We start from the raw sequence: 12,824 nt of genomic DNA, 5'->3' as shown, positions 1-12,824 counted from the left end.
ATTTTTAATCAGCATGTCTGAACAAGTAAAATCACAAGAAGAGTTTTTAGCAAATTTTAACTGGCACAATTTCGAAGAAGGTATTGATGCTGTTGATGAGAAAAACTTATTAGAATTCGAAGCACTAGTTTCAAAAACATTTATCGCTACTGATCAAGAAGAAGTGGTAGATGGTGTAGTTGTTAGAATTACTGATAGAGACGTAATTGTTGATATCAACGCAAAATCGGAAGGTGTTATTTCATTAAACGAATTCCGTTACAACCCAGCATTAAAAGTAGGTGATACTGTTGAAGTATTAATTGACATCCGTGAGGACAAAACTGGTCAATTAGTTTTATCTCACAGAAAAGCACGTACTATCAAATCATGGGATAGAGTTATTTCGGCTAACGAAACAGGAGAAATCGTTAATGGTTTTGTAAAATGCAGAACTAAAGGTGGTATGATCGTTGACGTTTTCGGAATTGAAGCGTTCTTACCAGGATCTCAAATTGATGTTAAGCCAATTAGAGATTACGATGTATACGTAAACAAAATGATGGAATTTAAAGTTGTGAAAATTAACCACGAATTTAAAAACGTAGTTGTATCTCACAAAGCGCTTATTGAAGCGGATATCGAAATCCAGAAAAAAGAAATCATCGGTCAATTACAAAAAGGACAAGTATTAGAAGGTGTTGTTAAAAACATTACTTCTTATGGTGTCTTTATTGACTTAGGTGGAGTTGATGGATTGATTCACATTACTGACCTTTCTTGGTCTAGAATCAACCACCCATCTGAAGTTCTTGAATTAGATCAAAAATTAAACGTTGTAATCCTTGATTTCGATGACGAAAAAACAAGAATACAATTAGGATTGAAACAATTAAACGCTCACCCTTGGGATGCTCTAGATGCTAAATTAGCTATTGGAGACAAAGTAAAAGGTAAAGTAGTTGTAATCGCTGATTACGGTGCTTTCATCGAAGTTGCTGAAGGTGTTGAAGGTTTAATCCACGTTTCTGAAATGTCTTGGTCTACGCACTTGCGTTCTGCTCAAGATTTCGTAAAAGTAGGTGATGTTGTTGAAGCTGTTATCTTAACTTTAGATAGAGACGATCGTAAAATGTCATTAGGTATCAAACAATTGTCTCAAGATCCTTGGACTGATATCACTGCTAAATACCCAGTAGGTTCTAAGCATACAGGTATCGTTAGAAACTTTACAAACTTTGGAATTTTCGTAGAATTGGAAGAAGGAATTGATGGATTAATCTACATCTCTGACTTATCTTGGACTAAGAAAATCAAACACCCATCTGAATTCGTAAACGTTGGTGAAAAACTTGACGTTGTAGTATTAGAGTTGGATGTTGACGGACGTAAATTATCTTTAGGTCACAAACAAACTACTGCTAATCCTTGGGATCAGTATGAAGATTCATTCGCTGTAGGAACTATCCACAATGGTGAAATTTCTGAAATTGTTGACAAAGGAGCTACTGTAGAATTCGGAGATGATATCGTTGCTTTCATTCCTACTCGTCACCTTGAAAAAGAAGACGGAAAGAAATTGAAAAAAGGCGATACTGCTGATTTCAAAGTAATCGAATTCAACAAAGAATTCAAAAGAGTTGTTGCATCTCACACTGCTATCTTCCGCGAAGAAGAAGAGAAAAATGTGAAATCAGCTTCAGAAAACACATCATCTAACTCTTCTACAAATGCACCAGCTGCAACTTTAGGAGATAACAATGATATGTTAGCTGCATTGAAAGCTAAAATGGAAAAATCAGAGAAAAAATAATTCTCCGTTTTTTTATAAATAGAAAGTCCCACAGCAATGTGGGACTTTTTTTTGTGATTGTATTTTTCCAGGAGCTAATCCTGCTATTCGCTGCAATCTTTGATAAAGCTTCTAGCCAAAAGGCTAAAAGCTTTATCAAAGGATTTACGCTGCTATCAGGGCTAGAAAATTCGTATGCAGCATATAAATTCTTTACAAGTTTCACCTATTTTATATTCATTTAACATTAAAATTTACTCAGAATTTTACCAATTTACATTCGTGTGAATTTGTGTAATTCGTGTTTAATAAACAAAGCAATTCTAGATTAGGGATTGACTTTTAACTTGTTTTAATTAGCTGCCAATAATTGAGATTCTTCCGGCGTAAAGTCGTTAATGATGCTGTAGGTATCAATTTTAGCAATGGCCATTTCATCCAGAATGTCAATTAAATTTTTATAGTTGCATTTTTTACTCGGTTTTATGATAACAATTGGTCCTCTTGAAGTATCACCGTAATATTCTTGAATTAACCTTTTTTTACTGTGTAGTTCTTTACGAATTCCATTTTCGTCGTAGGATAGCGTTTTTGGTTTTTCAATCGGGTAGGATAAAAGGCCTTGATAGCTTACTAACTTGTCGTTGTTGTCTATTAAAATGGTTATCGTGCGTATTTCTGTACCTGATCCACAAATTATTCTACCATCCCATTCAGGATTTTTATCGGGTAAACCCAAACCAATACCTTTAGGCTTTGCCAAATCAATAGTGACCATAAAAAACACTATCAAAAGAAATGACACACTAACCATAGCGGTTAAATCTACTCTAGACTCCAATTTTTTACTTCTAATTTTTTCAGGTCGGTTTTTCATAGCTTTAAAATTGAAATCCTAAGGTATTAAAAATAGGTAACGGCTGTTAATATAGTCCTAATTTATTTCGTATTTAATTTATAAAATACTGATTTTTAGCGTTTTGAATACTATATAGGTTTTTATTGTATTTTTTATTAAAACCATAATCATAAAAGGAGCGTAAATGACTTTATATAACTTAAAAAAACAAATTTTATGAAAACTAGAAAATTTTTATCAATTGCATTTATGGCTTTAGTATTTGGAGCAACATCATACGCTCAAAAAACAGTAATGGTAGGCGGAGCAGCAATGTATCCTTCTAAAAATATTGTTGAAAATGCTGTAAATTCTAAAGATCATACTACGCTTGTTGCTGCAGTAACTGCAGCTGGTTTAGTAGAAACATTACAAAGTAAAGGACCATTCACCGTTTTTGCCCCAACAAATGCAGCGTTTGATAAATTACCAGCTGGTACTGTAGAAACAGTATTAAAACCAGAAAACTTAAAAACATTGCAAACTATCTTGACATACCATGTTGTTGCAGGAAAAATGAATGCTTCAGATATTGCAAAAGCAATTAAAGCTGGAAAAGGAAAAGCAACATTAAATACAGTAAGTGGCGGAACCTTGGTAGCAATGATGCAAGGAAAAGATTTAATTATTACAGATGAGAATGGTGGAAAGTCTAAAGTTACAATTGCAGACGTAAACCAATCTAACGGAGTGATTCACGTGGTTGATACAGTTGTACTGCCAAAACAATAAAAGTTGGTTTAAAGTTGATGTTTGGTTAGTTTGAAAAGCCCTGCACTTTTGTGTGGGGCTATTTTTTTATAAGTATAAGTTTTTAATATAGTTTAATGAAATTTAGCATTATTTTCTTATAAATAAACATTTTATAAAAAAACGTTAAAAAAAATTGTATTTTTGTTTAAACATTTTAAACATGAATAAAAAATTACCTTTCGATATTTATAAAATTTTTTATTTCTTCTTTTTTTTTGCAGCTACACATATTTCTTATAGTCAATGTAATGGAATAGCTGGTACTGACAATGTAGCATTGGATATTTGTGATATTACAAATGTATCTAGTAAAAGCATAGATCTTAATGCGCAACTAGGTTTGCATACATCTGGCGGAATTTGGAAAGATGAGGATAGATCTGGAGGACTAAATCGAACCACTGGGATTTTAAATGCTCAATTAATTCGCCGTAGCGGAACATATAGGTATTCTTACACAGTTACAACTACATCAGGTTGCAGTGATACTGCTATTGTAACGGTAAACATAGGCGGATATACGGGAGTTCCTGGTGCCAATTCCTCTATTTGCAATACAGAATCCGCTTATAATTTATTTGAAGCGTTTAATGGAGATTTTCTTCCTCCACAAATAGGAGGCACCTGGGTAGGAAATACCACTAATGTTGGTTTAACAAATAATACCCTAAATACCACAAATTTAATTCCAGGTAGCACGTATGAATATACCTATTCTATACCAGCAATAGGATCTTGTCCAGCTCCACCTGATGTAAAAATATTTGTAACTATTTATCGTTCTCCTATTGCTGGTAGCCCCGATGAAGTAAAATTGTGTTCAAACGAGTTGAATTCTTACAGGAGTTATAATCTTTTTGATGGTCTTACAGGCGAGGATGCAGGTGGTTTATGGAAAGAGAACAGTACGGATGAACTAGACAATAATGATGATACCGATTCTATTATTGATATTCAAAACATTTACAATACACGTGGTCCCGGTTTGTATCGATTTACCTATACTGTTTTTTCAGATAATAATGTTTGTGACGATCAAACATCTGTTTTATTTATTACTTTAGAAAAGCAACTGGATTATACTGGCGGCACTTTGCAAGTAAATGCTCCAATTTGTGAAAACGAATTAGCTTCCACCTCATTTACAGCATCAATTAAAGATGTAGTTAATATTCCTAATGGAGCCTATACGGTAACCTATACTATTTCTGGTAATACCAATGTTTTTTCAACAACTCAAAACTTTACCAATAACGTTTTTACTTTTCCTTTAGCAGCAAGTAGTTTTAGCACATCTGGTAATTATACTGTTTCCATTTCAAATATAGTAAGTGAATCATCATTAGGAATTTGTACTAATATAGTTCCTACTATTTCTGGGGTAGTGCGAATAAATCCTATTCCGCAAATTAATAATGCTACTATTCAAATTGACCCTGTATGTCAATTAACAAATGCAAATGTAGTATTATCGGGACCATGGAATCTAACAGATGGGGATTATAGTATTGTTTATACTCTATCTGGAAGTAATAGTCTTGTTAATCAAACTATGACAATTTCAGTACGTGCAGGAGTTGCATCATTCCAAATTCCTTCCTCTCAAATTCCTAATGCAGGAACGACCAACTTTACAATTAGCAGAATTACTAATTTGGCCACAAATTGTACTAATTCAGCTACTTTGTCTAAATCTTTCTTGGTTAAAGCCCTGCCTGATAGTAGTAATTTAATTGTAAGTATAAAGGAAGTTTGTGCAGGTCAGCCAGTTGTAGTGGAGCTCTCGGGATTAGGAGCTTTAACTGGAATTACAATTAATTATTCTTTATCTGGTGCAAATAATATTGGGGTTCAAATGGTTCCTTTATTTGTAAATGCTGGGAGGACAAGTTATACCATTCCTAGTTCATTTATTCCAAATTCCGGGCTTTCATCATTTAACTTACTAAGTCTTTCAGATTCTAGTACAGGCTGTTCTGCTTCGATGAATACCAATACTAAAAATATCGTAATCAATGCCTTGCCAAATGTACCATTGACTAGTAATCAAGAATTTTGTAAAGTGCAAAATGCAACCGTAGCTAATCTAGTACCTAATGGCTCTCAGTACAGGTGGTATAATTCTATAACGAATACAACTGCACTGACTGCCAAAACGGTATTACATTCAGGAAATTATTATGTAAAAGAGGTAAATGCAACTACAGGGTGTGAATCTGGTTTGGCTCTAGCTCAAGTTGTTATAAATGAATTGCAAACTCCTATACTACTTCAAAATGGAGAAAAATTTTGTGGGTTAGATCTGCCTACTATTCAAAGTTTATCCAGCAATGTAACTTCAAATGGAACTGTAAAATGGTATGATGCTGCTACGGGAGGAAATTTGTTATCTAACACAGCATTACTGCGAGATAATGGAATTTATTATGGTTTTGATTCAACAAATGCAAACAGTTGTTTGTCAACAACTCCTTTACAAGTAACAGTTTCACTTACCAATTGTGATGCAACTCCAGAATTTTTTATACCTGATGGGTTTTCGCCCAATGGAGATGGCGTAAACGATACTTTTTCTATTCCAGATATTGATTTTATTTATCCCAATTATGTATTAGAAATATTCAACAGATACGGAAGTCTCATGTATACGGCTAATAAAAACAAGCCAAAATGGGATGGTACTTCATCAGACTCCAAAACAAGTAGCAACGGAAAAGCGCCTGAAGGAGTTTATTTTTATGTTATTCACTTCAATAAAGGAAGCATTTCCCCTAAGCAAGGACGTTTTTATTTGAATAGATAACAATCTTTATTTTTTAAAAAATAGTACATGAAAAAGTTCATACTACTTTCAAGTCTTTTCTTGATAATTACAAAATTAACAGCACAACAAGACCCTCAATATACCCAATACATGTATAATATGAGTGTTTTAAATCCTGCTTATGCTACAGGCATAGAGTCTGATTTAAATTTGGGTGCCTTGTATAGATCCCAGTGGGTGGGCGCTGTGGGTGCGCCAAAAACATTGACATTATTTGCTCACATGCCAGTAAATAAAAAAGTAGAAGTAGGGTTTTCATTAATATCTGATGATATTGGTGGAGGAGTGAAAAAAGAGAATAATTTTTTTGCAGATTTTGCTTATTTACTAGAGTTTAATAACAATCACAAAGTATCCTTTGGAGTAAAAGCAGGGTTTACCAATTTGCAAACTAATTTTGATGGCTTTGTTTTTGAAAGTGGTACTCTAGGAACAGATGATGCTTTTTCAGAAAATAGAAATGATATCATGCCAAATGTAGGTGTTGGAGCCTTTTATTTTACAAACAATTATTATGTGGGTTTATCTGCCCCAAATTTATTAGCAACAAAACAATTTGAAAATAGGTCAGGTACCAATTCCTTTAACAGAGAAAACACCCATGTTTTCCTAACAGCTGGATATGTATTTAAAGTATCAGAACAATTCAAATTTAAGCCAGCTCTTATGTCAAAATACGTTTCAGGTGCGCCAATATCTCTTGATGTCACTGCAAATGTTTTGTACAATGAAAAATTTGAGTTTGGAGCAGCATATCGATTTGGGGATTCTGTAAGTGCTATGATGAATGTAAAAGCTACACCCAGTATTCGTGTTGGGTACGCTTATGATTACAATACCTCTAGCCTAGGAGAATTTAATTCGGGAACCCATGAGATTTTTGTATTGTTTAATTTAGATTTATCCAGTAGAGGATACGATAAATCTCCACGATTTTTCTAAGACATAAATTATGAAAAAAATATTCTTGCTACTATTGGTACTTTCCATCCAATTATTACAGGCTCAAGACGACAATCTAAAAAGAGCTAACCGACTTTTTGAACGCACTTTTTACATTGAAGCAATTCCATTGTACAAATCAATTATTCAAGATAACACTTCGCAAATTGTACTTAAAAACCTTGCTGACTGCTACTATTATACCAATGATTTTAATACTGCTCAGTACTATTACAAAGTTTTAATCACAAATTTTGGAAGTGAAATTGGGGAAGAATATTACTTTAAATATTCACAAACTTTAAAAGCATCTGGGAAGTATGATGATGCTAATGCTGTATTGCAAAAATATTATGCTTCCTTATCGGATAAAGACATTTTGATTCGATACCAAAAAGGGCTTCAAGTTCTTGAAAATGTTACTGCGATAGGTGAAAGATATCAAATTAAAAATCTAAAAATAAACACACCCAATACGGAGTTTGGAGGTTTTGTAACTAACGATACATTTGTATTTACAGCTGTCAAATCTAAAATGGTTATGTTTGATAAACGTTTTAAATGGAATGGAGAATCCTATCTTGATTTGATGGCAATTCCATTGCGCAATGTAAACGCAGTGGACTCATTAGCCATTGGTTTTGACAGTAAAATAAACACAGCTATGCATGAATCTAATGCTGTATTTACAAAAGATGGAAAAACCATGTTTTTCACCAGAAATAACTATAAAAAAGGCAGACGCGGAAAAAATAAAGATAAAGTTTCCAATTTACAGTTGTTTAGAGCTTCGTGGAATAACGGAAAATGGACAAATATCATTTCGTTGCCTTTTAATAATGATAATTATTCAACAGAACATCCAGCATTAAGCATTGATGAAAAAACATTGTATTTTGCTTCAGACATGCCGGGAACATTCGGTTCATTTGATATTTTTTCAGTAGAAATTTACGGAGATACTTTTGGAATACCTGTTAATCTTGGCAATTTGGTTAATACTGCACGAAAAGAGCAATTTCCATTTTTTTCAAAAGACAACAAATTGTATTTTTCTTCAAATGGACATGAAGGGTATGGTGCATTAGATGTATTTGTTTCGGCTTTACAAAATGGAGTTCCTACGCAAGCTGAAAATGTTGGGTTACCCATAAACTCAGGATATGATGACTTTGCTTTTTTTATCAATTCCGATACAAAGGAGGGTTTTTTCTCCTCTAACCGCTTAGGTGGTCAAGGAAGCGACGATATTTATTCTTTTACAGAAGAGAAACCATTGATTATTGAAGATTGTAAGCAGTATATAACTGGAATCATTACTGATGTGGATACTAAATTACCGTTAGAAAATGTAATGGTACAATTGCAAAACGCTGATGGTGAAATAGTACAACGTAGCATAACAACTAGCGAAGGTAAATTAAGTTTTGAAGTTTTATGTAAAGTCACTTATAAAATTACTGCAGAAAAGGACAATTATACTTCCGCATCCAAAAAAATAGTAATTAATGCTGAGCGCAAAAAAAACAATGATGCTTCCATGCAAATTAAATCAAATGAGGTCATTAAACGAGAGCAGCAACTTGTTTTAGAGGAAGAAGAAAGAAATAGACTTACTGCTTTAGCTTTGCAACAAGAAAAAGAAAAAGTAGCTCAGGCTGAGAAAATAAAAAGCATTGCCTTAACTGCAAAAAGAAATCAAGAATTAGTTGAAGCCAAAAAAATTGAAAAAGTTGCTACTATTTTAGCAAATGAAAAAGATGTTGTAAAAGATAAAGACCGCTTAATTATCAAGACCGATCCTATATATTTTGATTATAATTTGTGGTACATCAGAAAAGACTCTAAAACTATCTTGAATAAAGTTGTTGCTTTAATGAAAAAATATCCAGAAATGATAGTGGAAATAGGTTCCCACACAGACAACAGAGGTAATGGAAATTTTAATAAAGATTTATCCCAAAAAAGAGCACAGGCTACTAGAGATTACTTTTTAGAACAAGGAATTTCACCAAAACAAATTTTTGCAAAAGGCTACGGAGAATCAGTTCAAATTGTAAAATGTATACCCGAAGAAAGCTGCACCGAAGAGGAGCATGAGCTCAACCGAAGAAGTGAATTTGTCATTAAAAGCTTGTAAATAAAAATCCCGATACTTTAATTTAGAGTATCGGGATTTTACATTTAATGAAATAATTACCTCAAAACAGCACCAAGTTCTGTTTCAAAATTCGTTTGTAATTTGTTCATAATTTTATCAATTTGCACATCAGTCAGTGTTTTGGCACTGTCTTGGATTGTGAAACTCAAAGCATATGATTTTTTTCCTTCCGGAAGATTATTCCCTTCGTACACATCAAATAAATTGATGTCTTTTAAAAGCGTTTTTTCTGTTTGACGCGCAATTGTATAAATACTATCATACGTTACGGCTTGATCAATTAGTAGTGCTAAATCTCTTCGAACTTCTGGATATTTTGGAATCTCAGTATATTTTATTTTGGTAGCAATTAATTTTAAAATTAAATTCCAGTTAAAATCTGCAAAAAATACTTCTTGTTTGATTCCAAAATGTTTATTAATCGATTTTTTTACTACTCCTAATTCAACCACTATTTCCGTCCCTACACTAATCGCAATTCCCTCTGAAAAAACATCTGAAGTTACGGGCATGTTTTGTGTTTTTTGGATGCCAAGTCTAGATAGAATTCCATTTACATATCCTTTAAACATAAAAAAATCAGATGGCTTTTGTGCATTAGTCCAATTTTCCTGTGTTCTGTTACCAGATAGAAATAAAGTCAAATGTTTTTTCTCTTCATAACCTGCAAGATAATTGTGGTAGGTTTTTCCAAATTCAAATAACTTCAAATCGGAGTTTTTACGATTGATATTATACGAGATCGCTTCAAGTCCAGAGAATAACAAAGATTGACGCATCGTAGCTAAATCTGCACTTAAAGGATTTAACATGGTCACATTGTTAGCTGGATTTAAAGCCTCCGAAAGCGCTACATATGATGCCGATGTTAATGAGTTTGCCATCATTTCATTGAAACCTTGAGAATTCAATTGTGAGGCAATCACATTCTGTATTTTATAATCTTCATTTCGAGGTGACTTAGAAACTGTAGCATTCAATTTTTTAGAAAAATCAATGTTGTTGTATCCATACACTCTTAATAATTCTTCAATCACATCAATTTCTCTTTGAACGTCAACACGATACGATGGAATAGTCAATCCTAATCCTGCATCAGAAACGCTGTTGACTTTAATATCAAGTGAAACTAATATTTTTTTAATGGTATCTTTTGGTAATTCTTGACCAATGATTTTGGCTACTTTACTAAAGTTCAAAAACACAGAAAAGTCTTCTATTTTCTTTGGGTATACATTGACTACATCTGACGTTATTTCTCCGCCTGCTACTTCTTGTATTAAAAGAGCAGCGCGTTTCAACGCATATTCCGTAATGTTAGGATCAATTCCGCGTTCAAAACGGAACGAGGCATCAGTATTTAATTGATGTCTCTTTGCTGTTTTACGAATACTTACTGGGTTAAAGTAGGCGCTTTCTAAAAATATAGCATTGGTATTTTCTGAAACTCCTGATTTTTTTCCACCAAAAACACCAGCAATGCACAAAGGTCCTTTTTCGTCGCAAATCATTAAATCTTCCTCGTGAAGTGTCCTTTCAATATCATCAAGAGTGGTAAATTTTGTACCTGCAGGTAGTGTTTGCACTACTATTTTGCCATTAATTTTCGAAGCATCAAACGCATGCAGCGGTTGTCCCAATTCGTGTAAAACATAATTTGTTACATCGACAATATTATTTTTTGGATTTAATCCAATGGCTTTAAGCCTGTTTTGCAACCAAGCTGGAGAAGGTTTTACTTCAATTCCTGAGATGGTAACCCCGCAGTATCTAGGTGCAAGTTTAGGTTCTTTTATATCAATATCAATTTTGAGCGTTCTTTTGTCTACTCTAAAATTGCTAACAGAAGGTGTGATAAGCTCTACATTTACACCATTTTGTAGCATACCCGCTCTTAAATCTCTAGCAGTTCCTAAATGACTCATCGCATCGGCACGATTGGGTGTTAATCCAATTTCAAAAACTTCGTCATTTTCTATTTTAAAAACCGTTGCCGCAGGAGTTCCCGGTACTAATGTTTCGTCCAAAATCATAATCCCGTCATGACTTTCACCAAGGCCTAACTCATCTTCGGCACAAATCATTCCATGACTTTCTTGTCCACGAATTTTTCCTTTTTTTATTGTAAAAGCAGCACCAGTTGCATCGTATAAAATAGTTCCTATTGTTGCAACAAGTACTTTTTGTCCTGCAGCCACATTAGCAGCACCGCAAACAATTTGTACAGGGACACCATTTCCTAAATCTACGGTAGTTATTTTCAGTCGGTCGGCATCTGGATGCTGTATGCAAGTAAGTACATGTCCTACAACAATTCCTTCCAAGCCTCCTTTTACCGATTGGTATTTGTCAACAATTTCTACTTCCAGACCTAAATCAGTTAGTAAAGCTGCTGTTTCTTCCGATTTACAGTCTATTTTAATGAATTGTTTTAACCAGTTATAAGATATTTTCATCTGTCAATTTTAATGAGAGTACATCGTCAGTTCGACCTTAAGTCTCGGATGCAAATATAATTAATGTTTCTTGAGGTTCAAAGTGAGTAGAGAACAAAGTTTTAAAACCTTTTTAAAGCAGAATTAGGCAATTTTACAGCAATTCTTCCACATGTTTTTTGATGTTCTCAGCAATTTTATGAGTTGGTAAATCATTTTCATCGCTTCCAAAAGGATCTTCAATTTCCTCAGCAATTAACTCTAAACTTGCTAATACATAAAAAATAAACACCACAACCGGAACTACATAATAACCCAAATTGAAAGAATATCCAAAAGGCAATGTCATCACATAAAAGAAAATGAATTTTTTAAGGAAAGCGCTGTAAGAGTAGGGGATAGGCGTGTTTTTGATTCGTTCGCAAGCACCGCAAATATCAGTAAATGATTTTACTTCTTCGTTTAAAATAATCAGTTGATCGCCAGTTATTTTTTTGGAATCATACAAATCATTAATTTTTTGAAACAACATTTTTGCGACTTGATTGGGTTTGTGTTTGTGATGATCAATCTCTAAATCAACACCATCAAACAACTGCTGGCTTGTCTCTTCATCCTTTAAATGATTATGTAAAATGGAAGCATAACCGGGAATCATCTTTCGAAAGTATTTGCGATCTTTTTCGTCATGCAAAATTGCAGATAATTTAATGGCAAAATTACGGCTATTATTTACTAATGCACCCCACATTTTTCGTCCTTCCCACCATCGATCATAAGCGGTATTGGTTCTAAAAACGAGTAGAAGCGAGATCACGAAACCAAGCATTCCGTGCATGATGGTAATATTTTTCACATAACTAGTATCGGCTAACTTCCAATATTCAACTTCTAAATAACCAATGACTCCAGAGTAAACTCCAATAGCAAACATTATTGGCATCAATGTTCTAAAGGTGTCAGCTTTGTGAAAACGAAAAATAAATGTAAACCAATCTTTTGTATTGTATGAAACCATTTAAATACTTTTTTTAGCAAAA

General features: G+C 33.5%; 8 protein-coding genes. 5 read left to right on the top strand and 3 right to left on the bottom strand.

Annotated elements, in window-relative coordinates; all coding sequences use genetic code 11:
• The first annotated feature begins 13 nt into the window (after nt 1-13).
• Nucleotides 14-1,792 (top strand): 30S ribosomal protein S1, encoded by a 1,779-nt coding sequence (rpsA, locus tag AC061C_RS10860; RefSeq protein WP_309755729.1) that lies wholly within the window; start codon nt 14-16, stop codon nt 1,790-1,792.
• Between the two features lie 331 nt (nt 1,793-2,123).
• On the opposite strand, the gene AC061C_RS10855 is transcribed toward rpsA, so the two are convergent.
• Nucleotides 2,124-2,648 (bottom strand): ExbD/TolR family protein, encoded by a 525-nt coding sequence (locus AC061C_RS10855; RefSeq protein WP_478291188.1) that lies wholly within the window; start codon nt 2,646-2,648, stop codon nt 2,124-2,126.
• Between the two features lie 198 nt (nt 2,649-2,846).
• Between AC061C_RS10855 and AC061C_RS10850 the strand changes: the two genes are divergently transcribed.
• The 4 genes from AC061C_RS10850 (at nt 2,847) to AC061C_RS10835 (ending at nt 9,328) form a co-directional block, all read left to right on the top strand.
• Complete coding sequence (locus AC061C_RS10850) at nt 2,847-3,401, top strand: fasciclin domain-containing protein (protein ID WP_417943904.1); 555 nt, start codon at nt 2,847-2,849, stop codon at nt 3,399-3,401.
• A gap of 181 nt (nt 3,402-3,582) precedes the next feature.
• Nucleotides 3,583-6,225, top strand: coding sequence for a T9SS type B sorting domain-containing protein (locus AC061C_RS10845; protein WP_478291187.1), 2,643 nt, complete (start codon nt 3,583-3,585; stop codon nt 6,223-6,225).
• A 27-nt stretch (nt 6,226-6,252) separates the two neighbouring features.
• Complete coding sequence (locus AC061C_RS10840; protein WP_478291186.1) at nt 6,253-7,188, top strand: PorP/SprF family type IX secretion system membrane protein; 936 nt, start codon at nt 6,253-6,255, stop codon at nt 7,186-7,188.
• A 10-nt stretch (nt 7,189-7,198) separates the two neighbouring features.
• Nucleotides 7,199-9,328, top strand: coding sequence for an OmpA family protein (locus AC061C_RS10835; RefSeq protein ID WP_478291185.1), 2,130 nt, complete (start codon nt 7,199-7,201; stop codon nt 9,326-9,328).
• A 56-nt stretch (nt 9,329-9,384) separates the two neighbouring features.
• Here the strand turns inward: AC061C_RS10835 and pheT are convergent, their stop codons facing one another.
• Both pheT and AC061C_RS10825 read right to left on the bottom strand, forming a co-directional pair.
• Nucleotides 9,385-11,805, bottom strand: coding sequence for a phenylalanine--tRNA ligase subunit beta (pheT, locus tag AC061C_RS10830; protein ID WP_478291184.1), 2,421 nt, complete (start codon nt 11,803-11,805; stop codon nt 9,385-9,387).
• A 133-nt stretch (nt 11,806-11,938) separates the two neighbouring features.
• Nucleotides 11,939-12,802, bottom strand: a complete 864-nt coding sequence (locus AC061C_RS10825; RefSeq protein WP_417943899.1) for a bestrophin family protein — start codon at nt 12,800-12,802, stop codon at nt 11,939-11,941.
• Nucleotides 12,803-12,824 lie beyond the last annotated feature (22 nt).

The sequence above is a fragment of the Flavobacterium sp. GNP010 genome, assembly GCF_056428945.1.
The sequence above is the reverse complement of the archived record's forward strand: the minus strand, read 5'-3'. Positions and strand labels throughout refer to the sequence as shown.

Bases quoted from the DNA above. Each gene is read 5' to 3' on its own strand.
- AC061C_RS10840 (WP_478291186.1), top strand. From the start codon at position 6,253: ATGAAAAAGTTCATACTACTTTCAAGTCTTTTCTTGATAATTACAAAA.
- AC061C_RS10850 (WP_417943904.1), top strand. From the start codon at position 2,847: ATGAAAACTAGAAAATTTTTATCAATTGCATTTATGGCTTTAGTATTT.
- pheT (WP_478291184.1), bottom strand. From the start codon at position 11,805: ATGAAAATATCTTATAACTGGTTAAAACAATTCATTAAAATAGACTGT.
- AC061C_RS10855 (WP_478291188.1), bottom strand. From the start codon at position 2,648: ATGAAAAACCGACCTGAAAAAATTAGAAGTAAAAAATTGGAGTCTAGA.
- AC061C_RS10835 (WP_478291185.1), top strand. From the start codon at position 7,199: ATGAAAAAAATATTCTTGCTACTATTGGTACTTTCCATCCAATTATTA.
- AC061C_RS10825 (WP_417943899.1), bottom strand. From the start codon at position 12,802: ATGGTTTCATACAATACAAAAGATTGGTTTACATTTATTTTTCGTTTT.
- AC061C_RS10845 (WP_478291187.1), top strand. From the start codon at position 3,583: ATGAATAAAAAATTACCTTTCGATATTTATAAAATTTTTTATTTCTTC.
- rpsA (WP_309755729.1), top strand. From the start codon at position 14: ATGTCTGAACAAGTAAAATCACAAGAAGAGTTTTTAGCAAATTTTAAC.